At 63.1% G+C, this 23,450-nt stretch carries 25 protein-coding genes; 3 read left to right on the forward strand and 22 right to left on the reverse strand.

Translation table 11 applies throughout. The features are described from left to right. Window positions 1–12 precede the first annotated feature (12 nt). From LQ220_RS17335 to LQ220_RS17345, 3 genes are read left to right on the forward strand one after another with little or no spacing between them, the layout of a single operon-like run. Entirely contained in the window at window positions 13–291 is a 279-nt protein-coding gene (locus LQ220_RS17335) for a DUF2282 domain-containing protein (RefSeq protein ID WP_230189394.1), read from the forward strand. Beyond that, complete coding sequence (locus tag LQ220_RS17340; protein WP_230189395.1) at window positions 291–1,133, forward strand: DUF692 domain-containing protein; 843 nt, start codon at window positions 291–293, stop codon at window positions 1,131–1,133. The genes LQ220_RS17335 and LQ220_RS17340 overlap by 1 nt, the downstream gene beginning before the upstream one ends. Then, a complete protein-coding gene (locus tag LQ220_RS17345) occupies window positions 1,130–1,894 on the forward strand; it encodes a DNA-binding domain-containing protein (RefSeq protein ID WP_230189396.1) in 765 nt (254 codons plus the stop codon). The genes LQ220_RS17340 and LQ220_RS17345 overlap by 4 nt, the downstream gene beginning before the upstream one ends. Window positions 1,895–1,949: 55 nt before the next feature. Here the strand turns inward: LQ220_RS17345 and LQ220_RS17350 are convergent, their stop codons facing one another. The 22 genes from LQ220_RS17350 to lnt all read right to left on the reverse strand — a co-directional run bounded on the left by LQ220_RS17350 (window position 1,950) and on the right by lnt (window position 23,439). Beyond that, complete coding sequence (locus LQ220_RS17350; RefSeq protein ID WP_230189397.1) at window positions 1,950–2,675, reverse strand: cytochrome c biogenesis CcdA family protein; 726 nt, start codon at window positions 2,673–2,675, stop codon at window positions 1,950–1,952. 145 nt (window positions 2,676–2,820) lie between these two features. After that, the gene (locus tag LQ220_RS17355) at window positions 2,821–3,210 is read right to left on the reverse strand and encodes a thioredoxin family protein (RefSeq protein ID WP_230189398.1); all 390 of its coding nucleotides are present in this window, start codon (window positions 3,208–3,210) and stop codon (window positions 2,821–2,823) included. 92 nt (window positions 3,211–3,302) lie between these two features. Continuing rightward, complete coding sequence (locus LQ220_RS17360) at window positions 3,303–4,379, reverse strand: ABC transporter permease (protein ID WP_230189399.1); 1,077 nt, start codon at window positions 4,377–4,379, stop codon at window positions 3,303–3,305. Further along, window positions 4,376–5,104: an ABC transporter ATP-binding protein gene (locus LQ220_RS17365; protein WP_230189400.1), complete on the reverse strand. Its 729-nt coding sequence runs from the start codon at window positions 5,102–5,104 to the stop codon at window positions 4,376–4,378. Before LQ220_RS17365 ends, LQ220_RS17360 begins: the two co-directional genes overlap by 4 nt. After that, window positions 5,091–6,170, reverse strand: coding sequence for a 3-oxoacyl-[acyl-carrier-protein] synthase III C-terminal domain-containing protein (locus tag LQ220_RS17370; RefSeq protein ID WP_230189401.1), 1,080 nt, complete (start codon window positions 6,168–6,170; stop codon window positions 5,091–5,093). The genes LQ220_RS17365 and LQ220_RS17370 overlap by 14 nt, the downstream gene beginning before the upstream one ends. Next, window positions 6,170–6,832, reverse strand: a complete 663-nt coding sequence (locus tag LQ220_RS17375) for a 3-oxoacyl-ACP synthase (protein ID WP_230189402.1) — start codon at window positions 6,830–6,832, stop codon at window positions 6,170–6,172. Before LQ220_RS17375 ends, LQ220_RS17370 begins: the two co-directional genes overlap by 1 nt. Before the next feature lie 52 nt (window positions 6,833–6,884). Next, window positions 6,885–7,325 (reverse strand): CBS domain-containing protein, encoded by a 441-nt coding sequence (locus LQ220_RS17380; protein WP_230189403.1) that lies wholly within the window; start codon window positions 7,323–7,325, stop codon window positions 6,885–6,887. A 136-nt stretch (window positions 7,326–7,461) separates the two neighbouring features. After that, entirely contained in the window at window positions 7,462–8,457 is a 996-nt protein-coding gene (locus LQ220_RS17385; RefSeq protein WP_230189404.1) for a YeeE/YedE thiosulfate transporter family protein, read from the reverse strand. 73 nt (window positions 8,458–8,530) lie between these two features. Then, window positions 8,531–9,046, reverse strand: coding sequence for a TlpA disulfide reductase family protein (locus LQ220_RS17390; protein WP_230189405.1), 516 nt, complete (start codon window positions 9,044–9,046; stop codon window positions 8,531–8,533). Next, the gene (locus LQ220_RS17395; protein ID WP_230189406.1) at window positions 9,043–9,669 is read right to left on the reverse strand and encodes a YHS domain-containing (seleno)protein; all 627 of its coding nucleotides are present in this window, start codon (window positions 9,667–9,669) and stop codon (window positions 9,043–9,045) included. The genes LQ220_RS17390 and LQ220_RS17395 overlap by 4 nt, the downstream gene beginning before the upstream one ends. Before the next feature lie 461 nt (window positions 9,670–10,130). After that, the gene (locus LQ220_RS17400; RefSeq protein WP_230189407.1) at window positions 10,131–10,475 is read right to left on the reverse strand and encodes a copper-binding protein; all 345 of its coding nucleotides are present in this window, start codon (window positions 10,473–10,475) and stop codon (window positions 10,131–10,133) included. Further along, on the reverse strand, window positions 10,475–13,621 hold the full coding sequence (locus tag LQ220_RS17405; RefSeq protein WP_230189408.1) for an efflux RND transporter permease subunit: 3,147 nt from the start codon (window positions 13,619–13,621) through the stop codon (window positions 10,475–10,477). The genes LQ220_RS17400 and LQ220_RS17405 overlap by 1 nt, the downstream gene beginning before the upstream one ends. After that, window positions 13,618–14,850, reverse strand: a complete 1,233-nt coding sequence (locus LQ220_RS17410; RefSeq protein WP_230189409.1) for an efflux RND transporter periplasmic adaptor subunit — start codon at window positions 14,848–14,850, stop codon at window positions 13,618–13,620. Before LQ220_RS17410 ends, LQ220_RS17405 begins: the two co-directional genes overlap by 4 nt. Further along, entirely contained in the window at window positions 14,847–16,013 is a 1,167-nt protein-coding gene (locus LQ220_RS17415) for a TolC family protein (protein WP_230189480.1), read from the reverse strand. The genes LQ220_RS17410 and LQ220_RS17415 overlap by 4 nt, the downstream gene beginning before the upstream one ends. 165 nt (window positions 16,014–16,178) lie before the next feature. Continuing rightward, window positions 16,179–16,466, reverse strand: a complete 288-nt coding sequence (locus tag LQ220_RS17420; RefSeq protein WP_230189410.1) for a hypothetical protein — start codon at window positions 16,464–16,466, stop codon at window positions 16,179–16,181. 100 nt (window positions 16,467–16,566) lie between these two features. Further along, complete coding sequence (locus tag LQ220_RS17425) at window positions 16,567–16,929, reverse strand: hypothetical protein (RefSeq protein WP_230189411.1); 363 nt, start codon at window positions 16,927–16,929, stop codon at window positions 16,567–16,569. A gap of 311 nt (window positions 16,930–17,240) precedes the next feature. Next, window positions 17,241–18,455: an integrase family protein gene (locus tag LQ220_RS17430; protein WP_230189412.1), complete on the reverse strand. Its 1,215-nt coding sequence runs from the start codon at window positions 18,453–18,455 to the stop codon at window positions 17,241–17,243. A gap of 128 nt (window positions 18,456–18,583) precedes the next feature. Then, window positions 18,584–19,264 (reverse strand): tRNA (guanine(46)-N(7))-methyltransferase TrmB, encoded by a 681-nt coding sequence (locus tag LQ220_RS17435; RefSeq protein ID WP_230189413.1) that lies wholly within the window; start codon window positions 19,262–19,264, stop codon window positions 18,584–18,586. Window positions 19,265–19,309: 45 nt separating this feature from the next. After that, a complete protein-coding gene (locus tag LQ220_RS17440) occupies window positions 19,310–19,495 on the reverse strand; it encodes a hypothetical protein (protein WP_230189414.1) in 186 nt (61 codons plus the stop codon). Between the two features lie 138 nt (window positions 19,496–19,633). Next, a complete protein-coding gene (locus LQ220_RS17445; RefSeq protein WP_230189415.1) occupies window positions 19,634–20,470 on the reverse strand; it encodes a hypothetical protein in 837 nt (278 codons plus the stop codon). 134 nt (window positions 20,471–20,604) lie between these two features. Continuing rightward, complete coding sequence (gene metK, locus LQ220_RS17450) at window positions 20,605–21,804, reverse strand: methionine adenosyltransferase (RefSeq protein ID WP_230189416.1); 1,200 nt, start codon at window positions 21,802–21,804, stop codon at window positions 20,605–20,607. 45 nt (window positions 21,805–21,849) lie between these two features. Beyond that, the gene (lnt, locus tag LQ220_RS17455; protein ID WP_230189481.1) at window positions 21,850–23,439 is read right to left on the reverse strand and encodes an apolipoprotein N-acyltransferase; all 1,590 of its coding nucleotides are present in this window, start codon (window positions 23,437–23,439) and stop codon (window positions 21,850–21,852) included. Between the last annotated feature and the right edge of the window lie 11 nt (window positions 23,440–23,450).

Raw genomic sequence — 23,450 nt, forward strand, 5'->3', positions numbered from 1 at the left:
GGGAGACAATCGATGAACAAGGCAACCACTATCGTCAGTGCCGCCGGGCTTCTCGCCGCGGTCACCATGGCGGCGAATGCCGCGCACGGCCAGGTCAACGTGCCCAAGCCCACCTACAAATTCGAAAAATGCTATGGCGTCGTGAAGGCGGGTGAAAACGACTGCTTCGGGCCGGCGAACGCCTGCGGCGGAACGTCCAAAGCCGACCGTCAAGCCGATGCCTGGATTTATGTGCCGGCGGGGACATGCAAGAAGATCGCCGGAGGATCGACCGGGCCCGTAAAATCTTGATGCATCGGGCACCAGGCATCGACTGGGTCGGGATCGGATTGCGCGGCCCCTATCATGCTGCTTTCAGCGATCCCGAGAACGACCCCGCCGTCGACTGGCTCGAGATTCATGCCGAGAACTATTTTGATCGCTCTGGCCCCCGTTATCGCTCGCTCATAGCGATCGCGGACCGCTATCCCATCAGCGTACATGGTGTGGGGCTATCGCTCGGCTCGGCCGGGCCAGTCGATGAGGACCATCTTGAGCGTCTCGCCGCGCTCGTCGATGGTGTCGGTGCGTGCCAGATCTCGGAGCACCTCGCATGGTGCCGGCTTGGAGAAATCTATTACAACGATCTCCTGCCGCTCCCGTTGAGCGAGGAGACGCTTGATGTCGTCTCGCGCAATGTCGAATACACGCAGCGCCGACTCGGCCGAAGCATCCTGATCGAAAATCCTTCCGCATATCTGGATGTGCCGGGCGGGACGATGAGCGAAGGCGCCTTTCTCAAGCGGCTCGTCGAGCGGACCGGCTGCGGATTACTTGCCGATCTCAACAATCTGATCGTCTCATCCGGCAATCTGGGTCGGTCTCCGCTTGATTGGCTGGAGGAAGTTCCGCTCGAATCAATCGGCGAAATCCACCTTGCGGGCCACGAGTCGGATGCTGCCGGTAGCGGCTTGCTGGTCGATACGCATGGCAGCGACATCGGAGAGGGTGTGTGGATGCTCTACGCCGATCTCGTCGCGCGCATTGGCCCCCGGCCGACGATCATCGAGCGTGATTGCAATTGGCCGCCGCTTGGCGCGCTGCTGGCGGAAGCAGACCGCGCCAGTGAGATTGTCGGGACGGCAGCGCGATGACGGACCGCCGCCTCGCTGAATTTCAGTCACGCTTTGCCGAAAGGCTGTTTGCGGACGCGCCCATCTTCAGCGCGTCCACGGCAACTCGAGGTTATGCCATTCACGCTCGCAACATCCGAAATTCGCTAGTTTTAGCGCTTGAGCAGAGTTTCCCGGTGGTCCGCGCGCTGGTGGGGGATGCCTTTTTCGTCGAGGCGGCGCGCTGCTTTGTCAGCAATTCTCCGCCGACCAAATCGTGGCTGACCGCTTATGGCCGCGGCTTCCCGGAATTCCTTTCGGCATATCAGCCCGCATCGACATTGCCATATCTCGCCGATATCGCCGAACTGGAATGGGCCCGGATCCGGGCGGCCTTCTCCGATGATGCGCCGGCAATCGACCTGCGGGCGCTGACGCTGCTTTCGCCGAACGCGCTCATGGAGCTGGTGGTGAACCTCCATCCGTGTGCGGCGACCATCACGACCTCCTTTCCGATTTATCGAATCTGGATGGCTCATCAGGAGCCTGACAGCCTTGAGGAATTGAAAGCTACTCCGCCTGGCCCGGGTAACGAGATCGTTCTTGTCTCACGGTCAGCGGACGGCGAGGCGCTAGTCAGCCGCTTCGAGGCGGCGCGAGCGACATTCCTCATCGCGCTGACCAAGGGTGTCCCACTAGGATCATCTTGGAGCCGGGCATTGGACGACGATCCGGAATTCGATTTGACATCGGCCCTTCAGGAGCTGGCGATGCTGCGCGCATTGGGATCGTCGAGCCGATAGGCGTAGGCGCTGGGGTTGATCGAGCCACGCTCTCGGATCGGGCTAACCTTCAGCGTCAGATGGACGTCGTGAGATCGGTCAGCCAGTCGGGCGAAGCGGTGAGAATGGCTCCCTCGATGAGGCGGTCGGTGCCTGTGATGATCAGCAGCCCAACCGCCATGACGAGCACTCCCAGCGCTTTCTTCCCGCTGTTGCCCGCGTTCATCAGCTTGCCGCGCCACTTCGCGAGCACGCTCCGTGCGGCAAGCGCAAGCACGAGTAATACCGAAGCGATACCGAGGCCGAAGGCCGCCATCACGATCGCAACGCCGGCAAGATTCTGTCCCTGGGATGCAAGAATGGTCGCTGCACCCAGCGTCGGCCCGACGCACGGACTCCACACGAGTCCAAGTAGGGCTCCGATTCCGGCTTGCCCCCAAAGGCCGTATTTCTCAAGTCCGGCTTGGCGTTCGCCCGCCCAGCCCGCCAGCGGCGACGCCAGGCGCTCCGACAATCGCTGAAAATATGGGATGATCAGCGCGAGACCGATCAGGATGAGCACGATCGCGCCGATCAGCCGAACCGTATCGCTGTCGATGCCGGCCGCCTCGCCGACGGTCGCCAAGGCGAAGCCGGTGAGCGAGAAAGAGATTACGAGTCCGGTAGCGAGCGCGAGCGGGCCGAAGCGGTGCCGTTGCGCGGCACTTCCCAGCACGATTGGCACCAGCGGCAGTACGCAGGGAGAAAGGATGGTAAGGGCGCCCGCCGCATAGGCGAGCACCGGGTTCAATGCGTTGCTCATCGTCGTTTCTCCCTGGACATCGCGACCATGACTGGGCGCCGGAGCAAATGGATCACGGCGCGAACGCCTCGGCTTTGTTAGATTTCGGGGCAGCCCTTGCGCTGGTTACAGGCCGAACGACATCGCGGTCCGGGCACCGCCGAGATCAGTGAAGAGTCGACGCCAGCAGCGCGTTGATCTTGTCCTTGTTGGTCATGTATTGAATCCGGCCAACCTCCTGCCGCCCGCGAAAGGCAATCAGAGTCGCTTGTTTGCGAACACCGAAGCTTTGCCAAACCGGCTTTTGCTTGTCGTAGTTGATCCGAAAAACGATCAGTCTGTCATAGGCGGACGCCATCGCGGTCTGTTTGATCGTGCGGTTTTGCGAGGCGCAAACCGGACACCACCAGGCATGAACGTCGAGCAGAATGGGGCGGCCCTGCGCCTGTGCCGCAGCAAAGGCCACCTGGTCGAAATCGCGGAACTCCGCAGCTTGCGCTGGCGCGGCCGCAATCGCTGCGGAGAATAAGCTGGCAGTCAGGAAGAAGCGCCGCATCGTAACCTCGTAGAGTTCGTGGTCTGAATAGGTATGGCCCGCAGGTCCATTCGATAGTTCGATGGCGGCTGCGCCATCGTTACAATCCGGGTTCAATCGAGCCTTGACCGATATTGGGCGAGTGCCGCCAGCAGGGTGACGGCAAGGAACATGACGATTGATGCGCCTTGAAGAAGGACGGCACCGGCGTCGCCCCCGCGCAATGTCGCTTCGCGCGCCGCCCGGATGAGATGGGTCAGGGGAAACAGATTACCCAACCACTGCGCCCAGACCGGCAAGGTCGAAAACGGATAGAGGAATCCCGACAGCAACATCGCCGGCAGATAGAATGCGATTGCGCCTTGTAATGCGGCGAGTTGGGTCCGCGCACGGGCGGCAAGGGCCTGGCCAAGGATTAGATGGGCGGATGCGAAGATCGGGAATAGAACGAGCAAGGCTGCGATACTGCCGCGAACCGGCAGATCGAACAGCAGGATGCTGAGCCCCACCACAATCACCCCCTGCGCGGTCCCCACCAAAGCCAGCGGGAGCGTTTTTCCGGCGAGAAGAGCCACGCGGCCAACAGGGAGCGAAGCGAGCGTTTCCCACGTGCCGGTCTCCCGCTCGCGCGCCATGCTCAGCGTTCCCAACATAAGCATGCTGATCATGATGATCGTCCCTGCCAGTGCTGGCAGGAACGCCCAATCGGGGCGCGCGTCGAGGTTAAACAAGCGATCGATCTGTAACCGGGGGCCAATGTCGGCGACCTCATTCCGCTCTGCGAGAGCCTGCCAATAGATGGCGCTGACCTTTTGCTCCGCGACGGCGGTCAGATTGGGATCGCTCGCGTCGATGACCGCCCGCACGGGCGCGAATGGCTCGATAGGAAGCTCGATCCCGATCGAGGCTTTGCCTGCCTCCACCATGGCACGCGCGCCGCCAGGTCGAAGGTTCTGCGCCACAAGCGTGAGGTGCGCGTCCCTGGCGAGGCGCGCGATATCGGCCTGGCCTGCCGGAGGACCGGCAATCGCAACCGCGACGGCGGCTGACGTCGGCCGGATGGCATAACCGAACAGCAGGATTTGCAGCGCGGGGACGAGCAGCAGCAGCGTGAAACTGGTCGGCGAGCGCAACAGGCGCAACAGCTCGACTCTCGAGATCGCGATCGTGGCACGCAGGCTTGCTCTCATCTGCGCGTCGCGAGGCGGATCACCGCGTCCTCAAGACTCGCCGCGCCGGCCTCGACGACAAGCGCCGCCGGCGGCATCGGCCCATTCACCCTGCCATCGGCATAATGTAGGATATACGCGCAGCGCTCCGCCTCGGCGAGATCGTGCGTGCTGATGATGACGCCATGGCCGGCGTCGGCGAACTCGCTCAGCCAATGCCAGATCGTTTGACGGGTGAGGACGTCGAGGCCAGCCGTCGGTTCGTCCAGCAAGAGGATCCGAGGACTGTGGAGTGTCACCGCGGCGAATTGCGCGCGCCGTGCCCAGCCGCCGGACAAGAGGTCAAACCGCGTGTCGAGAACCTCACTCAATCCGTATCGCTCGATCGCGAGATCAATCGTCGGCCGCGAAGGCGGGGGTAGCAAGGCTCCCCGAAAGGCAAGATTCTCGCGCACCGTCAGTTCGGGATAGAGCGACAGGCGCTGGCTCATATAGCCGATGTCGCGGCGCGCCTGGCGATCGAGGCGATAGATGTCGCGTCCCCACACGCTGCCTTCGCCCTCGTTTGGCCGGGTCAGGCCCGCGAGCATCCGGAGCGTCGTGGTCTTCCCGCCGCCATTGGCGCCAACAAGGCCGAGAATAACGCCGGGCATCAAGACGAAGCTCAGGTCGCGCACGACCCAGCGTGTGCCGAAACGCCTTCCAAGCCCGCGGACAGAAATCAGGGGTGCCTCACGCGCTTTCATGGACGAAGCCTCCGAACATGTACTTCGTCGCTTCCGCACCAAGCGCGAGCGTTCGGGTGCCGCGCGGCAGTCCTCTCGCCCTCAATTCGGCAAGCGCGATCCAGATCGCGGCCGATCCCGTGTTACCAAGGCGATCGGCATTGACGAAGAAGCGCTCCTCGGGTTGCCCAAGATGGCGCGCCAGAAGCGTGCCGACCTTGCCGCTAGCCTGATGGGGAATGATCCAGTCCACGTCGCCAAGCGCGAGCCCTTGGCTCATCGCCGCTGCGATGCCCGCTTCGAAGAGCTCGGCACCGCCGCGTAGCACGGCCGAGAAGTCATGCTCGAAGCCGAGTGGTCCCCGACTATTGTTGCCGGGCGCGGCCGAGCCGCCATTGCGCATCTGCAAGCCGGGACTGCGATCGAGCCCGATTGAGCCGAACCAGGCGGCACTCAGACGATCGGCACCAGGCGCTGGCGGTCCAAGGACAATCGCTCCGGCGCCGTCGCCCATCTGGACGAGGTTCACTATCTGGCCAGCTTCATCGGCGAGCGCCGTAAGGTCGAGGAATACGGACCCGGTCTCCGAACCGACAATTGCGACGGGCCGGGCATTTGGGGCAGACAGCAGGCCCATGGCGATCATCAGCGCATTGGCGAAGCCGGTACATGCCTGGCGCAGCTCGACATGTGGCCCGCGATACCCCAGCCGATCGGCAACGAAGGTGATATTGCCGGGGAGAGGTTGCGCCGGCGTCGCTGTGTGGCCGATCAGATAGCCGAGATCGCTTACCTGGAGGCCCGCATCGTTCAACGCCGCGCCAATGGCTCGCGCGGCGAGCGTCGGATTGTCCGCGCCTTCGCAAAGCGCGTCTATACGCGCCGACCAGCTTCGGCCGACATGGCGCGTTCGAATGCCGAGACGATCGGCAACGGTTTTCGCAAGCGACCGCTGGCGTCCTTCAAGGCCAGCCTGATCCAGCAGGCGTTCTGTCGCGACCGCCGGGCCCGGGAGCGCGATGCCGGTTCCAAGCACTGCGGCTACCCGGTGAGAAAACCAGGTTTCCGGCGGAACGAGCCGATCCATCAGCGATACAGGCCGGCAGGGATTCGCGCGAGATCGGCGCGTAGCCAGCGTGGATCGAAAGCAAGCGCCTCGAACGCATCGCCAGCTTGCTCGAGCAGGACGGCGAGGGCTTCGCGAACATGCACGCCGACGCAAACGAGCGTAGCTTCGTCAGCTCGATCACATACGAGATGTCGCGTGAGCCGGACATGGCCCGCTTCGTCGCGTGCAATGCGGCGTAATATGCCGGTGATCACCGGATCGGCCGATAACGGAGTGCCCGGGCGCAGCAATCGCGACAATATGAGGCAGACTGCGGAATCGAGTGCCGTGATCCGCGCCAGCCGCATGATATGATCGCCGCGGCCGAGCTCGAGATGGAAGCGCCTCGAAATGGTGCGCAACCGCGTTGCGTCGGGCGGCGGGGGCAACCCTGCCATAAGTGAAGCGATCAAACCATCATGAACCCGTTCTTCGTCGGCGATCAACCTGAGCGCCGCAATGCCCGCGACGTCTGCTATCCCCGAATCGGCGAGGCTGCCGAACGCGAGTCCGGCCGCCTCCTCACCGCACCCCAGAACTGGCAGCAACTCGGCCAAGGCCGCTGCGGCGCGGTCCGGTAAACTCGACTGGATCGGCGAGAATTGTGGACGCGCGGCTGATCCGAAGCAGCGCTGGCTCATTGGCGAGCCGCTCGGGGGGCTCTTGTCGACAGCGGTCACAGGCCACGCGCCGTCAGGCCGCAGTGCGCCAACGCGCGATATCCTGAAGAACGAGGTTCTCCTGGATTTTCTCGTCGAGACGAAACTTCAGCACATCGCCGATGCTGAGAATCCCGACCAGCTTGTCCTCGTCGATCACGAGCGCGTGCCTCGCGCGCAGATGCGTCATGGCCGTCGTGACAACGTTTAGCGTGTCCGTCGAACGCACCGCCAGTGGTTCCTTGACCATGATGTCCTGCACCTTACGGTGCGGAGCATCGCTGCCCCACCGGGCGACAGCGGCGGTGAGTTCGCGCTCCGATATCAGACCGTTCATGTTGCCGGCGGCGTCTTCGACGACGAGCGCGCCGATGCCGGAGGAGGACATGAGACCTGCGGCCGCCGATAGTGTTGCCGTCATGATGATCTGATGAACATTGCTCGATTTGTTATTGAGTACGTCGCGCACAAGCATTTGACATTCCTCTCTTAAACTAAGCGCTCTCACATTCGGCGCGCTCAATCAGATATTCGACCGCGCGCTTCTTCCGGTTACGGCTACGGCTCTGGAGGATGACGATTTTGCGTGTGGCGCGTGACGGACCAAGACGTCACCCCGCAGCGATACCGCTGTGCGAACGCCGCGAAATAGTGAGGAGGACCAGTATCGCCGCCGCCATGGCTGCCGCCGCGATCCAGGCATAAGGGCGCAGGAGGGGCATACCGATCAGCAGCAAGCCGTCGTTGCCGCCGGGAATCAAATCGGCTCCCCAGCCCATCAACGCGCCCCCGACGAGGCAGCGCAGGGCGGTTCTCACGCTCGGCGATTGCAGGCGGAGCCGGCCACCATGCCACCCGCCGAAGACCGCACCAGCGAAAAGGCTGGCGATCAATATCCACCTTCCGTCACGGGTGCTGCCGCCGTTGCGTGCGATATCCGCAATAACGTCCGTGTACGCCCAGGGGCCGACCGTCAAAAACATCGCGAGGAAGGTCAGGGCAATTCCGATCGTGGCAAGGTGCGCGGTCGATGGGTGTGCGACCAGCGGACGTCTGGCGAGTGCTCCTCCGACGCCAAGAGCACGCCATGCAAGCAGCCCGATGATCGGCGCCAGCAGCCAACCGTGCTCGATCAGGCCAGTCGAGGCACTGAACATGCCCGCCGCCATCATCCGGTGCAGATGAACGAACGCGATATCGCCTGCGAGGATTCCTATCGGGGTGAAGGCATAGGCCCATTGCCCCGAGCCCAGCCGCGCGACAGTACCAAACGCGCAGGCGCCGTTCACGCAAGCGCCCGCTCCGAACAAAAGCCCTCCGGCGATTGCCCAGGCCACCGTCGTTGAAGGTTGTGGTACGGTCACCGCGAAACCTGCAAGCCGCGCAATCGCCATCCCACCCGCAACCCAGATCGATGCTTCGGCGATTGCGGCGAGGCGAGAGCCTCGTCGCATGTGAAGCAGTTCCTCGATTGCTGCAACGAGGCAGGTGCTCCCGCGCTGGATGGCATATCCCATGACGAAGGTGCAAATGGTGCCGAACAAGATTCGATGCGGGGTCAGCGATAGCCCAATCTCGGTAAGTTCGCTCGACCAAGGCATGGCCATCGTTCATTCGCCTCGATTGCTCTCTCTCTGTGCACCGGGAGCCTACGCGATCCGATATCCGGATCGCTTGCGTTCATTGCGTGCGTGCAAGGATCTTGGTCGCCTCAGGGCCGGTCCAGTCGATGGAGCGCGTCACCCGCTGAACTTCTGCGCCTTTCGCATCGAGGATAACGGAATATGGCATCCCGAGTGCGCCGTAGTTCTGGACGGCCGCGAGAGAAGCGAACGCCAGGCGCAAGTGCGGACGGGTGTTGCCGAAGGCAGCCTTGCCCATGCGAGAATCCTCGTCGACCGAGGCGGCGATCACGATCAGTTTGCCAGTTCGCGCTGCAGCAAGCCGTTCGAGACTCGCCAGTTCTGCCCGGCAGGGTACGCACCAACTCGCCCAGAAATTGACGATGACGGCATGACCGCGGAGCGACTGTAGCTTGATTGTCCGGCCCTTGTCCGCAACTAGCGCCGGGAATGCCGCTGGTCCGGCACGGTCCGGCCTTAACCGGGCGTTCGCCGAAACACCGCCGACCCCGAGCAACGTCAAGATGAGCAGGCACTGGCCAATTGAAAGCGAGACAATGCCTCGCCCGCTCACTGCGCCTCGTCTTTCACCGTGGGCCAGTTCTGCTCAGCGCGCTGGATGGTGCCTGGCACGTCCTTGTTGAACAGCGCCTGCGCCTTCTCATTGAAATTCACATAGAGCCTGCCGTTGACGACGCGGCCGGTCTCTGGATCGGCATCGACCTTTTCGCCAAAGGAAGTTCCGATCGCGCAGAAACCACCAAATTGCGGCACATATTTTGCCGGATCGGCCATGAACTGCTGGCGATGCTCCTCGCTCGCGAAAAGATAGCGGGCTCCGTCAAAGCTCGCATCGAGGCTGGCGAGTCCTTTCGTCGGCGTGCCGGTATCGAAATAGGCGACAGGATCATAACCGCGCATCGCGAGGCCATCTTGGTCGACGTTCACGGCCAAGGTTGAACCTGGCACGGTCGCGTGCACGGCGGTCGAGGATAGGAGAGCCGACGGCGCAGAAACTGCAAGCAACGCAGCTGCTAAAGAACGAAAACCAACGCGCAACATATATCCGTCTCCCATTTGTTCGGACCCTGAGGTGATCCGAGATGAGTTCGACGGCATGACGGTCCCGGTTACAGGTTCCGCGATTATTTCACGACGAATCGCGCGCGATTGCAGCTGTTTTTGCCAACGAGCCAACCCCGAGGTCGGGCGACGGTGGGGACGTGTTGGCTCCGCCGATGAATGTAGCGCCGGCAATGGTCACCCTGCTGGTTGCGGCGCTTTCTCTGTCGGCCAGCACTCCTGATTCCTCGGGGCGCCGTCGGTCCTAGGATGGCAGCTTGGGTTGCAATCCGTTACCCAGCGCAAACGACCATCAGTAGCGCGGCCCGCCGGAATCTGTCCGGCCATCGCCGTAGCGCTCGATGCAAGACGTAACGGTCGGCGACGGCGCGCGGCGCTTCGTGACGGCTCTAAAGTAATACGAACGGCGAGATATATTCGTCACGCTTATCCGGCGCGGCGCACCAAACACCGCCGTCTGCCGTCGTGTTGTGCCCGTGAGCCGCCTACGCTTCGATCATCATAGTAGGTGCGGCGGCTTGAGCCGGGCCTGTGCGGCAGGTCTGAAAATCCTTCGCGTTGGCAGAGCGGTCGGCTCATTCCTTGCGGATCGAGGTCAACCGGCCGGCTTGCCCGTCCCACTGAAACGAGAATGCCACCTTGTCGCCAACGGCCAGGCCCTGCGCCATCGCGGCATTGCCCGCGAACGTCATCGTCATCGCCGGCCATTTCAGTTCCGCGACGGGGCCATGATCGAGCGTGATCTGGCCGGTGGCGGCGTCAATCGCGGTGATCGTTCCAACGCCGTTCGCCTGTTTGGACTCACCGGACATCGCTATGTTGGACATGGCATCCGACTTGGTTGCCTGGCCGGTCGAGGCGGACTGTCCGCAGGCTGCCAGCGGAATGGCGAATAGTGCGGCGATAAACGGAATTTTCATCACGTCGGGTCTCCTTGGGTTGCAACGGGTGAAGCGGCGCTGCGGCGCATCAGCAGGTAGGCGGCCGGGATCACGAACATCGAGAGCAGGGGCGCGGTCAGCATCCCGCCGATCATCGGCGCGGCGATGCGGCTCATCACTTCCGATCCGGTGCCGGTGCCGAGCAGGATCGGCAGCAGGCCGGCGAGGATGACCGCCACCGTCATTGCCTTGGGCCGGACGCGCAGTAAGGCGCCTTCGCGGACCGCTTCTTCGACTTTGCCGGCATCGGGCGCAGCGCCACGATCGGCGAGCGCGTGTTTCAGATAGATCAGCATCACCACACCGAACTCGGCGGACACGCCGGCGAGCGCGATGAACCCCACCGCGGTCGCGACCGATTGGTTGTAGCCGAGCAGGTAGAGCAGCCACACCCCGCCGGTCAGCGCGAACGGCAAGGTCGCCATGATAAGCGCCGCCTCGTCCAATCGCCGGAACGTCAGGTAGAGCAGCAGGAAGATGATCGCGAGGGTCGCGGGCACGACGATCTTCAAGCGTTGCGTGGCGCGTTCGAGAAACTCGAACTGGCCGGTATAGGCAACGCTGATTCCCGGCGGCAGCGCGACCCTGGCCGAGACCGCGCGTTGCAGATCGCCGACCATATCGGTCAGCGCGCGGCCGCGGGCATCGACATATATCCACGTCGCCGGGCGACCATTCTCGCTGCGCAGCATCGGCGGGCCCGAGACGATGCGGACATCGGCGACGGTGCCGAGCGTGATTTGCTGACGCGAGGGCGTCAGGATCGGCAGGTTGACGATCTTGTCCGGACTGTCGCGTAGCTCGCGCGGGTAGCGCAGGCTGATCGGGTAGCGTGCCAGCCCCTCGACTGTCTCGCCGATTACAGCGCCGCCGATCGCGCCCGACACCACCTCCTGCACATCGGCGACGTTCATGCCGTAGCGCGCAGCGGCGGCGCGATTGACCTGGACGTCGATATAGCGGCCGCCGCTCAGCCGTTCGGCCAGCGCCGAACTGACCCCCGGCACGGTCTTTGCCACGGCCTCGATCTTCTGCGCGACCTGATCGATCTGGCCGAGATCGGCGCCCGACACCTTGATCCCGATCGGACTCTTGATGCCGGTTGCCAGCATGTCGATGCGGTTGCGGATCGGCGGTATCCAGAAATTGGCGAGGCCGGGCACCTTCACGGTGCGGTCAAGTTCCTCGACCAATTTGTCCTGCGTCATCCCCGCACGCCATTGGTTCTTCGGCTTGAACCGGATCGTCGTCTCGAACATTTCGAGGGGGGCGGGATCGGTCGCGGTATCGGCGCGGCCCGCCTTGCCGAACACGCTCTCGACCTCAGGCACAGTCTTGATCAGCCGGTCGGTCTGCTGGAGCAGCAGCCCGGCCTTCGCGGTCGAGATACCGGGCAGCGCGGACGGCATGTAGAGCAGGTCGCCCTCGTTCATCTGCGGCATGAACTCGCCGCCGGTCTGGCTGATCGGCCATAGGCTGGAAGCGAAGACCAGTCCGGCGATCAACAGTGCCTGCTTCGGCCGTGCCAGCACCCAATCGAGCGCCGGGCGATAGGCGTGCGACAACCAGCGGTTGACCGGGTTCACTTCCTCGCCCGGAATCCGCCCGCGGATGAGCCACCCCATCAGCACCGGCACGAGCGTGATCGACAGAATCGCCGCAGCCGCCATCGCATAGGTCTTGGTGAAAGCGAGCGGGGCGAACAGCCGCCCCTCCTGGCCCTGAAGTGAGAAGATCGGGATGAAGGAAAAGGTGATGATCAATAGCGAGAGGAACAGCGCCGGCCCGACCTCGGCGGCGGCATCGGTAATGACGCGCCAGCGCTCCGGTCCGGCCAGTTCGGTATCGGGATGATCGTGCGCCCAGCGTTCGAGGTGCTTGTGGGCATTCTCGATCATCACGACGGCGGCATCGACCATCGCGCCGATCGCGATCGCGATCCCGCCAAGCGACATGATGTTGGCGTTGACACCCTGCACCCGCATCACGACGAAGGCGGCGAGGATGCCAAGCGGCAAAGTCAGGATCGCGACCAGTGCCGAGCGAACGTGCCAGAGGAACAGCGCGCAGACGAGCGCGACGACCAAAAACTCCTCGAACAATTTGCCCGTGAGATTATCGACCGCGCGGTCGATCAGCCCCGAGCGATCGTAGGTGGTGACGATCTCGACCCCCGGCGGCACGCTCTTCTTCAATTCGTCGAGCTTCGCCTTGACGCCCTCGATCACCTCGCGCGCGTTCTTGCCCTGGCGCATGACGATCACGCCGCCCGCGACCTCGCCCTGGCCGTTCAGTTCGGCGACGCCGCGGCGCATGTCGGGGCCGATCTGGACCGTCGCGACATCGCTCAGCAGAACGGGAACGCCTCCGGTGGCGGTGCGGATCGGCACGCTGCGGAAATCGTCGAGCGACGAGAGGTAGCCGGTCGCGCGAACGATATATTCCGCCTCCGACATCTCGACGATCGAGCCGCCGGTCTCCGAATTGGCGCGCTTGAGCGCCTCGCTCACTTCGGCTTGGGTGATGCCGTAGGAGATCAGCTTCTGCGGATCGAGCAGCACCTGATACTGCTTGACCATGCCGCCGATGCTCGCGACCTCGGCCACGCCGGGGACGGATTTCAGCTCGTAGCGCAGGAACCAGTCCTGCAATGATCGCAGTTGCTGCAAGTCCTGCCGACCGGTCCTGTCGACCAGCGCATATTCGTAGATCCAGCCCACCCCGGTCGCGTCGGGGCCGATCGAGGCCGTCGCGCCGGGGGGCAGGCGGCCCTGCACCTGGCTCAGATATTCGAGCACCCGGCTGCGCGCCCAATACAGGTCGGTCCCGTCGTCGAACAGCACATAGACGAAGCTGTCGCCGACGAACGAATAACCGCGCACCACCCGCGCGCCCGGCACCGACAGCATCGTCGTCGCGAGCGGATAGGTAACTTGATTTTCGACAATCTGCGGCGCCTGCCCCGGATAGGACGTGCGGATGATGACCTGCACGTCGGACAGATCAGGCAAGGCATCGACCGGCGTGGTCCGCATCGCGCCGATGCCGATCGCCACTAGAACCAAGGCCGCCAGAACCACGGCCATGCGCGCCTTGACCGATGCATGGATTATCCGCGCGATCATTTCGCTGCGCCGATCGCGCGAACCGGGATGCCCGTCAGGCTCGCTTCGGAATCGAGCAGGAACTGCCCCGATGCGACGACCTTTTCGCCCGGCGCCAGACCGGCGAGAATTTCGGTCTGGCCGCCCGCATCGCGCCCGACCCGCACTTCGGCGGGATGATAGCGCCCGTCGCCGGTCGCCAGCATGACCAGTGTGCGTGTGCCGGTGCGGATCACCGCCTCGCTCGGCACGAGCAGGGCTGGCCGCGCATCGCCGCCGAGCGCGACGCTGGCGAACATGCCGGGCCGCAGGCGCCCGCTGCGATTGGCGAGTTCGATCCGCACGGTGAGCGTGCGGCTGTCGGCCTGCGCGGTCGGCAGGATCGCGATCACGCGCCCGCTAAACGGCTCGCCCGGAAAGCCGGTCAGCGTCGCGGTCGCCGTCTGGCCGACGCGAACGTCGCCGGTGCGCGCCTCGGGCACGGCGGCGTTGAGCCAGACCGTGTCGAGGCCGCTGACCTGCGCGAGCGTCTGCCCCATTGCCAGCGTCACTCCGGCGCGCGCGTCGAGCGATTGGATCACCCCCGAAATCGGCGTGGTGATCGTCACGACGCCGTTCGGCCGCCCGCTGCGCTCGACGCTGCTGATTAGCCCGTCGGACATGCCCATCAACCGCAAGCGTTGCCGCGCCGCCGCAGTCAGGTCGGGCTTACCGAGGCGCTTGACGCTTAGGAACTCGGTCTGCGCACCGCCCCATTCGGGCAGCAGCAGCGTCGCGATCGGTGCGCCAGCGCGCACCACGTCGCCCGGCGCGCGGGCATAGACGCGCTGCACGAACCCGCCCGATCGCGCCTGGATGATCGCAACATCGCGCTGGTTGAAATCGATCGTGCCGGTGACGTCGAGCGCGCTGGCGAGACTGCCCATCGTCGCCGCAACCGCTCGAATGCCCAGGCTCTGCCGTGCGGCGGGATCGACGCTGACGCCCGGCGCGGCGCCGCCCGCTGCGCCATCGGCGTATTTGGGGACGAGCTGCATGTCCATGAACGGCGATTTGCCCGGCTTGTCGAACTTCTGATTGGGGAACATCGGATCATAGTAATAGAGCGGCGCCGAGCCGCCCGCGCTTGCCGGTGTAAGCGGCGCTTCATTGGCGCTCTGACCCAGCCAGTATCCGCCTCCGCCGGCGACGATCGCCGCCAGCAGGACCGCGCCGCGCCAGCGTGCAGCCTGGGTGCTCGAAAGCGTCATGACGGTTCCCCTCCATAAGTGATGGTGATGCGCACGGCGTCGCGCGCCACATCGGTTTCGCGATTGAGCGCATCGACTTCGGCTTCGGCGAGCGCGAGCGCCGAGAGCAGCGCGCTGCCAAGGTCGAGCTTGCCCGCGGCATAGCTGTCGCGATCGAGTTCGGCACGGCGCTTGGCCAGCGGCACGAGGGTGCTGCGCGCATTCTCCAGCCGCTCATGGTGCATGGCGTGATCGGCGAGGTCGGACTGGAGCGCGGCGATCCATTGCCGTCTGACCGCTTCGCGATCCAGTCTGGTGCCATTCGCTGCGCTTTCACTGGCGGCAATCTTCGGGTTCTGCCGCTTGCCCGCGAACAGCGGCAGATCGATCGACACGCCGACCGACACGAGATCACCGTAGCGCGGGTCGCGGCGGCCATAGGATGTGCTCAGCGACCAGTCAGGGCGCTTGTCGGCGCGCGCCAGCCGCGTATCGGCATCGGCCCCGGCAATCGCCGCGTCGGCAGCGCGCAGCGCCGGCAGCGCATCGATCCCGGCCATCAATAGCGCCGGGTCGATGTCGAGGCTCGGCGGGGGACCGCTCACCTCGGGATTGGTATCGCCGGTATAGCGCGTCAGTCGCGCGCGCGCCTGCGCCACCGCCGCGACCATATCCGCGCGCCGGTCGGCGACCGCGGCGCGTAGCTGCGCCGGTTCGAGCGTCTGCGACGGTCGTGCGGTGCCAGCCGTCAGTCGCGCCGCAACCGTTTTTTGCAGATCGTCGAGGCTCGCGTCGAGCAGGTCGAGCTGCGCCAGCCGGCGCTCGCCATAGTAAAGGTCGATCCACGCCAGCGCCGTCTCCAGTCGAACGGCGCGCGCTTCGGTGAGGACGCCGGCCTCGGCGATGCCGATATTGGCGGTTGCCCGCTCGGCGAGCGCGCGACGCTTCGCCAAATTGGGAAAGCGCTGCGTCAGACCGATCACCGACATCGTGAAGTTGTCGCCTGTGAAGCTGCCCGCCGCGGGGCCAGTGACGGGAAAGTCCTGGAGGCGGAGATCGAGCGTCGGATCGGGCAGGCGGTCGACCGCAATCGCTGATGAGCGCGCCGCATCGGTCGCGGCGCCGCGAGCACGAACGCTGGGCGCCGCAGCCGCCGCGCGCGCCAGCGCCTGATCATAGGTCATCTGGTCGGCGAGCGCGGCGGACGGCACACCCACGCAGGCGAGCAGGATTATGGCGTATTTCATGTCGTCCTCCCCATTGGGACGGAACCGGCTTGCGGGCGGCACCGACGCCGATGGCGCCGCGGGGAAACATGCGTTTCGCCCGCTACGCCACCAGTCGGTTGCTCAGCCCTGACGAGCCGGGTTGCTGGCGGACGGCATGGTCATGCAGTTGGCCGCCTGGGGTCCGCGCATCATCGAGCAATCGCAGTCAGCGGCCATCATCTTGCTGTCGCTGACCCAAACGCGCACGGGCGCGCGAGTGGGTGCCCGTGGGCCGTAGGACGGCTGGCTACGCCATTCGAAGTGCCCCGTCGAAGGAGCCGGCTGCGCGTCCGCAGCAAACGCGGCCGAGGCCGTTGCGGACAGGGCGAGGGTGGCCGCAATGGCTGCGGCGCGAACGATAGTCTTCATGGTGATAGTATCCTTGGTTGAATCGCAGTTGGACGAATGGCGATCGTCGGAGCGCGTGCCGGGCACGACGCTGGACAGCAATCACCGACGCCGGATCGGTTCAGCCAAGGAGTGAGGGTGGTTCAGGCTCGGGCGTGACGGTGCGCCCGGCAAATACGGCCGTGACCGGCCAGAACACCCCGATCGGAGTGATGTACGGCGACGACGCGGCGGGCGCGGGCTCACTGACAGCCAGCATGACGCCGCAACTCGCCATCAGCGCGCAGCCGCGCTTCGTATCTTTGCTCTGCTTCTTATCGCAGTCCGGACACTTCATCGCCATGTCGCAGTCGGGCATATCCGCCATCGCCGAGGTCTGGCTCTGCATCATCATGTTGCACGGCGGCGCTGCCGCGGCCACGCCGTTGCCGACAAGCCCGAACAGGACTCCCACGAGCAATAGATGGCGAAGCAGCCTCAGCATTTAATATGGGTGCGTGATGACATGGCGAAAGTCAATTCGCGTTGCCGCGCAGTTTGGTTACAGTGTCGCGTGCTGGCCGCTTCCTCATCCAATCATCCGAGCCTCCGCACAAAGGTAGCTGGACGGAACTGGTCATTTCGGCCTCATCGAAGCGTTTGCGACGAGATTTAACGGCTCACGACGGCTAAGGGCGTTAGCGGACGGCGCTAGAGTAGCGTGAACGGCGACATATATTCGTCATGTTTGTCCGGCGCGGGGCGCCGCGCCCGGAGCGATTCGAACTTCTGTGCTGCCACTACGGCTAGTGTGTATCATACGGGCACTTCTGCCACCGCGATGGTGCTGGAAATGTGATTGTTCCACATCGCTAGTGCTTCGCGCTTTTCTGGTTTCCAGTCGTGGCGTTGATAGATACCTGCCACTCCTGAGCGCGAACCTCCGACATGATTGAGAACCGCTTCGGTCACCTCGAAGCGAACTCCGAGCCTTTGAAAGCCGGTCGCCAATGTTCGCCTGAGGTCGTGGAGGCGCCAAGGTAGCATTGAGTTGCCGCCGTCTTTTGAAATCAGCTTGTCGAGCTTCGCCTTACCCTTGTGATAGGCGGTGAATGCGGCGCCAGTCGCAGTGGGAAACACCCTGCCACGACTTGGCCACTTCTCCCCACCAGCCACCTTGTCAAATTCTGCGATCGCTAGGTCGTTGAGCGGAATGGTCGTCGGCTCGCCATTCTTTGTCCGATTGCCGGACAGCCGCATCTCCCGTTCTGAGCGGTCAAGTTCTTGCCAATGAAGGCCGCCGATCTCCTCTCGACGTTGGCCGGTAACAATCAGAAGGCGAACGATTGGCCCGAAGCAGCGATGGCATTCCGGAACCTGCACCCAAACCCTCGCCAACTCGCTATCGCTAAGCCATCGCTCGCGGGGCTTGACGGCTTTGGGCGTCTCCATCCCCTCCATCGGGCTTCTGTCGATGTCGCCGCGGCTCACCGCCCATCGAAACAACCGTCTTAGTACCGCGAACACGTTGCGACGATTGGCTGCCTGTTCCGCCGGCATGCGATCGAACACGGCCACCACATCAATACGCGTGATTGCAGGAAGCGCCCTATCACGCAAAACGGGTTTGACGTGCAGTTGAAGCGATCGCGTTACGAGGGTCGACCATCCTGTCCCCTTGCAGTCCGCTGCGAAGCGGTCGGCATAGTTGGAAAAGGCAAGGTCGACAGCCTCGCGCCGTCGCTGTTTGTCCGATTCGACGGGGTCGATCCCTTGGGCGACGAGGCGGAGGAGTCTCGTCGCCTCCTCGCGAGCGGTGAAGGGCGTCCATGGCGAGCCATGACCGCCGATGGTGTAGCGACGCGTCTTCGCCTCGCGACCACCCATCCGATACTGGACGACATAGGACGCAGAGCCGCCTGCGGTGATCTTGAGTCCGAACCCCTTCAGTTCGTCATCCCAAAGGAAGCCGGTAACAGCCCCTGCCTGGAGAGCATCGAGGGTTCGCTTGGTGATTTTTCCGGTGGCCATGACGAACCTCATGTACCAGAAAAGTAATCACCCAGCAATCACCGGAACGGAAATCGGCGGCGGCAGGCGGCGGCGTATTTCGGTTTAACCAACTGAAAACTCATAATTCATGGCGCCAGGTTATTGATCTAAATCCGCTGGTAACGGAAGTACCAGACTTCGTGGTCTTTCTTTCGGGCCTTTGCTTCGTATCGCGTCTCGGGCCATCCGCCGGGACGGACGAGGAAGTCTTGTGGTTCCTTCGCCAGCCATTCGAAATCGACCCGACCGTTCATGATCATAAGCGCCCAGCGCAGGTAGACAGGATGGTCGGTGCCGAAGCGAAACTCACCGCCGGGTTTCAGCTTGGCGGATATCATGTCCACCGGCCCCTTGTTCATCATCCGACGCTTTGCATGGCGTAGCTTGGGCCAGGGATCGGGGTGTAGCAGATAGACGAAGCTGAGGCTGCCATCGGGGATCCGTGACAGCACCTCAAGCGCATTGCCCATATGCAGACGGACATTGGGAAGGCTTTGGTCGCGAACATGCGCAAGCGCACCGACTACGCCATTCAGGAACGGCTCGCACCCGATGAACCCGTGGTCCGGCAGCATGTCTGCGCGATATGCCAGATGCTCGCCGGAGCCGAAGCCAATTTCGAAATGCAGGGGCCGGTCATATCCGAACAGGCCCTCAGCAGTAATCGGGCCATCTTCCGGCACGCTAATCGCAGGTAAAAGCTGTTCGACCAGATCGGATTGGCCGACGCGTAGCTTGTGGCCCGAGCGGCGACCGTACAGGCGATTGAGAGTAGTAGGATCTTTCATTGCGCGCGGACTAGCGGCGCAGGGCGGCGCTGCCAAGCCGTCAGATCATTTGCACTTGATGAATTTGCCCTTTGCGTCCTTGCACGGACCGTTTTTTACAGCAGCAGTCGGCTTGGGTGGGCACTTGATGAACTTACCCTTTGCATCCTTGCAGGGGGCAGCGAGGGCAGGGGTCGCACTGGTCACCACGAGTAGCGCGGCAAACAACGAAGCGGCGATGGCGTTACGCATGAATGGCACCCTCTGTGTGAATGCGGTGTCGGGTTCGATAACAGGGGGTAACCGAGACCCGACATCCATTTGATAAGCGCGATACCCTGTTATCCCTAGTGAACTTTTTGTCATGTTGGGGTGCGGTGGTCAACGCCACTATTTGCAAGGCTTGCCTTCATATTCGCGGCGATGAGAAACATAGGCTTTGCCGTTCCAGCGCGATACGGGAAAGCAGAATCCGGGGCCACCTATCTGGATGTCGGGCCATCCGTCGACACCTTTGGTTTTCAGGAACTGCGGAATGCCATGGCTGCTGGTCATCAGTTTCCATGATCCGTCCGCTTGCTGGCTGACCAGCCAGAACCCAGTGCCGGTGTTGCCATAGCAATAAGTGCCGCCCTCTGTAACGACAGCTTCGGGGCGACCGTCTCCATTCAGGTCGCTGCGACTTTCGATCGTGCCGGGAGAATAAGAGAGCGTGTCGGGATCGTCGCAGTCGCTGCGCCATTGATTGCCGCGTTTGGTAAAGCCTGCCGCCCGGTAGATCGCAGCGTCACCGCCTGCGGCAACCGGAGTCTTCGACGGGGTTGCCGCTTTGAGGGGCTTCGGTACGGTATAGCCTGTGCCGTCATAGCGCAGGGGTTGCGCCTTTCCGTTGCTCGTCCATTGCAGATCGAACCAGCCGCCTGTCATCGTGCCGATGGTCTTGACGGTTCCGTTCTGGCCGATGAGCTGCCGCCATTTGCCGTCCGCGCCCTTCGCCGCGATGCTGAACCATGCGCGATCCGGCAAATAACATTGGCCTCGGTCGATGAAGAGCGCTTCGGGGCGCTTGTCTGCGTTCATGTCGACGAAGGTGATGGTCGGCTTGGCAGGCGCACCGCATGGGCCCGTCGGCTGGTTCTTAACGATAGGGAAGCCGCCTGCGGCATAAAGCTGCGCAGCTTCTGCCCGGCTGATCTGGGGCGTCTGTGCGAACGTTGGGCTCGCCATTGCCAGCGTGCCCAATGCAACGAGTCTTAGGTGTGACAAAGCGCGCCCTCCATGCTCATCTTCCGCCCGAATCGTTTCGGAATGGCGATGATAACATGGAAGACGCGCTTCGTGTCTGATCAGGATGCGCTGGTTTAGGCGAGGGCGGCTTTGAGCTTCTCGACCAGATCGGTCCTTTCCCACGGGAAGAGATCGCCCTCGGGCGTCCGCCCGAAGTGACCATAAGCAGCGGTCTTCAGGTAGATTGGCTTGTTCAGGCCCAGATGCGTGCGAATGCCGCGCGGGGTCAGGGTAAGCAAGGTCGGCAGCACCGCTTCGATCTTCGCTTCCTCTACCGTGCCCGTGCCATGCGTATCCACATAGAGCGACAGCGGCTCCGCAACGCCAATGGCGTAGCTCAGCTGAATGGTGCAGCGGCGAGCAAGACCTGCCGCAACGATGTTCTTAGCCATATAACGGCTGATATAGGCTGCCGAGCGATCGACCTTTGTGGGGTCCTTGCCGCTGAATGCGCCGCCGCCATGGGGAGATGCGCCGCCATAGGTGTCGACGATGATCTTGCGCCCGGTAAGGCCAGCATCACCATCCGGGCCGCCGATTTCGAAGCAGCCAGTCGGGTTGACGTAAACATTCTTGTCCTCCGGCATCCAGCCTGCGGGCAGCACATCGGTCATCACGCCCTTGACGTATTCGCGCAACTTGGCGCGGCCTTCGTCATTGTCCATACCGGTCGCATGCTGGGTCGAGACCACGACGGCGGTCGCGCGTACGGGCACTTCGTTTTCGTACGCAAGAGTGACCTGGCTCTTGGCGTCGGGTTCAAGGAAGTCGACAGTCTTCGCGTGACGATCAGCGGCGAGGCGTTCCAGTATCTTGTGCGAGTAATATAGCGTTGCGGGCATCAGATCTGGCGTTTCGTCTGTCGCATAACCGAACATGATGCCCTGATCGCCTGCGCCTTCGTCCTTGTTCCCGGATGCGTCGACGCCCTGCGCAATGTGGGCGGATTGACCGTGCAGATTGTTTTCGAAGCGGAAGGTTTCCCAGTGGAACCCATCCTGCTCATAACCGATGCTCTTGACGGTGTTGCGAACGGTCTTCTCGATTTCTTCCAGCGCGCCCGGTGCCCATTCGCCGTTTTCGTATACGCCCTTGCAACGGATTTCTCCGGCCAGCACGACGAGCTGCGTCGTCGTCAGCGTTTCGCAGGCGATGCGCGCTTCGGAGTCTTTCGAGAGGAACAGGTCGACGATGGAATCGCTGATCTGGTCAGCAACCTTATCGGGATGGCCTTCGCTGACGCTTTCGGACGTGAAGAGGAAATGATTACGCATAATGCTCCAGCCATAGGGATATAAACAAAACTTTATATAGACCCTTTAGTAGCTGGTGCGGCGCGTGGCAACTGCCAAGGCGACGAGCGCCAACGCAAGCAAAAGACAGGCCCAGTTACCGATGTACGAAAACAGGGTTCGTCCCCCGGCTTTGGGAAGAAGCGCATCGATATAGCCCGCCGTTTCATGTGGCAGGCTGTCGACGATCCGGCCCTGCGCGTCGACTACAGCCGAAATGCCGGTTGGGGTCGAGCGTAGCACCGGGATTGCCTCCTCGATGGCGCGGAGCCGCGCCTGTGCCAGATGCTGCGGCGGACCCCAGCTTCCGAACCAAGCGTCGTTCGACGGGTTGAAGATGAAATCGGGCCGGTTCGCTTCGTCCACCACATGCCCGGAGAAGATGATTTCATAGCAAATCTGAACGCCCATTTTCAAAGAAGGGCGGCCATTGCCGGCGGGCAGGGGCAGACTGCGCGCACCCGGACCGGGCCAGAAATCCGCGTCACCGGGGACCAAACGAGAGAGGCCTATAGGTTCCAGTATCTGTCGCAGGGGAAGATACTCGCCATACGGCACGAGGTGCGCTTTGTCGTACCGCCCGATCAGCCGCGCCTTGGGATCGACGATCCACAGGCTGTTGCGTGCACCGGCCAGCACACGGCTGGTATAGCCGTCCTGCACCTTGTCCTTGAAATAGACCTTTTCTCCCCCGGTCAGCAGGAGATCGCTGGGGCCGAGCAATGTTGCAAGACGCGCGCGCCATTCCGGCTCCATATCCAACCATGCCGGAATCGCCGCTTCAGGCCAGAAGACCAGGCGACCGCGCGTTCCGGGGACGCCGGACAAGGTCGAGAGTTTGGCGAAGTTGGTTGCCTCCATCTCGGGACTGTATTTCACATCCTGCCCGATATTCGGCTGCACAATGCGAATGCTAGGAGCCAGCACTTCGTATGTTTCCGGTGTCGTGTAGAAACTCCACAGCAATCCGATGCTCGCCGCGCCCGCCAGCGGCAATGCCATGGTCAGCGCCGATCCTATGCGCCGTCCTATCGCCAAATGCAGCGCTCCGGCTGCAACGATTGTCAGGCCTGAAAGGCCGTAGGTTCCGACCACCGTGGCGCTGTACGCCAGCGAGGTCGGCAACCAGATGACCCCAAGCGGATTCCACGCAAAGCCGGTAAACAACGTCGCGCGAAGATATTCCGTGACGATCCAGCTTGCCGCCAGCAACAGCGAAAGCGCGGCACTGACGCGCGGGGCGCGGCCATCGATCCGGCGCGCCGGAGGCAATCGCCGCGCCGCTTCCCATGCAATGAGGCTGGCCAACGCCGGATAGACCGCCAGGTACAGCGATAGCAGCAATACCGCCCCATAACCGAACCAGTGCGGCATGGCGTCCTGAAAGGTGAACGCATGCGCGATCCAGTTCAGGCCCAGCGTGAAATGCCCCGCGCCGAACATCCATCCGCGCGTGAAAACATCCCGCCGGGTCTCCGCCGCCTGAATAAGCAGGATCAGAACCGTGAGGCAGATAATCGTGACCGGCCAAAGCGAAAGCGGCGCAAATCCTGTTGCGGAAATAAGCCCCGCAAAAAAAGCTGTGGCCTTGGGGTTCGCGGCAAGGACGCGCGGCAGGGGATGACGTT

The sequence above is a fragment of the Sphingobium sp. CECT 9361 genome (assembly GCF_918741285.1).
Classification (GTDB): domain Bacteria; phylum Pseudomonadota; class Alphaproteobacteria; order Sphingomonadales; family Sphingomonadaceae; genus Sphingobium.

Bases quoted from the DNA above. Each gene is read 5' to 3' on its own strand.
- LQ220_RS17335 (WP_230189394.1), top strand. From the start codon at position 13: ATGAACAAGGCAACCACTATCGTCAGTGCCGCCGGGCTTCTCGCCGCG.
- LQ220_RS17340 (WP_230189395.1), top strand. From the start codon at position 291: ATGCATCGGGCACCAGGCATCGACTGGGTCGGGATCGGATTGCGCGGC.
- LQ220_RS17345 (WP_230189396.1), top strand. From the start codon at position 1,130: ATGACGGACCGCCGCCTCGCTGAATTTCAGTCACGCTTTGCCGAAAGG.
- LQ220_RS17350 (WP_230189397.1), bottom strand. From the start codon at position 2,675: ATGAGCAACGCATTGAACCCGGTGCTCGCCTATGCGGCGGGCGCCCTT.
- LQ220_RS17355 (WP_230189398.1), bottom strand. From the start codon at position 3,210: ATGCGGCGCTTCTTCCTGACTGCCAGCTTATTCTCCGCAGCGATTGCG.
- LQ220_RS17360 (WP_230189399.1), bottom strand. From the start codon at position 4,379: ATGAGAGCAAGCCTGCGTGCCACGATCGCGATCTCGAGAGTCGAGCTG.
- LQ220_RS17365 (WP_230189400.1), bottom strand. From the start codon at position 5,104: ATGAAAGCGCGTGAGGCACCCCTGATTTCTGTCCGCGGGCTTGGAAGG.
- LQ220_RS17370 (WP_230189401.1), bottom strand. From the start codon at position 6,170: ATGGATCGGCTCGTTCCGCCGGAAACCTGGTTTTCTCACCGGGTAGCC.
- LQ220_RS17375 (WP_230189402.1), bottom strand. From the start codon at position 6,832: ATGAGCCAGCGCTGCTTCGGATCAGCCGCGCGTCCACAATTCTCGCCG.
- LQ220_RS17380 (WP_230189403.1), bottom strand. From the start codon at position 7,325: ATGCTTGTGCGCGACGTACTCAATAACAAATCGAGCAATGTTCATCAG.
- LQ220_RS17385 (WP_230189404.1), bottom strand. From the start codon at position 8,457: ATGGCCATGCCTTGGTCGAGCGAACTTACCGAGATTGGGCTATCGCTG.
- LQ220_RS17400 (WP_230189407.1), bottom strand. From the start codon at position 10,475: ATGAAAATTCCGTTTATCGCCGCACTATTCGCCATTCCGCTGGCAGCC.
- LQ220_RS17405 (WP_230189408.1), bottom strand. From the start codon at position 13,621: ATGATCGCGCGGATAATCCATGCATCGGTCAAGGCGCGCATGGCCGTG.
- LQ220_RS17410 (WP_230189409.1), bottom strand. From the start codon at position 14,850: ATGACGCTTTCGAGCACCCAGGCTGCACGCTGGCGCGGCGCGGTCCTG.
- LQ220_RS17415 (WP_230189480.1), bottom strand. From the start codon at position 16,013: ATGACCTATGATCAGGCGCTGGCGCGCGCGGCGGCTGCGGCGCCCAGC.
- LQ220_RS17420 (WP_230189410.1), bottom strand. From the start codon at position 16,466: ATGAAGACTATCGTTCGCGCCGCAGCCATTGCGGCCACCCTCGCCCTG.
- LQ220_RS17425 (WP_230189411.1), bottom strand. From the start codon at position 16,929: ATGCTGAGGCTGCTTCGCCATCTATTGCTCGTGGGAGTCCTGTTCGGG.
- LQ220_RS17430 (WP_230189412.1), bottom strand. From the start codon at position 18,455: ATGGCCACCGGAAAAATCACCAAGCGAACCCTCGATGCTCTCCAGGCA.
- LQ220_RS17435 (WP_230189413.1), bottom strand. From the start codon at position 19,264: ATGAAAGATCCTACTACTCTCAATCGCCTGTACGGTCGCCGCTCGGGC.
- LQ220_RS17440 (WP_230189414.1), bottom strand. From the start codon at position 19,495: ATGCGTAACGCCATCGCCGCTTCGTTGTTTGCCGCGCTACTCGTGGTG.
- LQ220_RS17445 (WP_230189415.1), bottom strand. From the start codon at position 20,470: ATGGCGAGCCCAACGTTCGCACAGACGCCCCAGATCAGCCGGGCAGAA.
- metK (WP_230189416.1), bottom strand. From the start codon at position 21,804: ATGCGTAATCATTTCCTCTTCACGTCCGAAAGCGTCAGCGAAGGCCAT.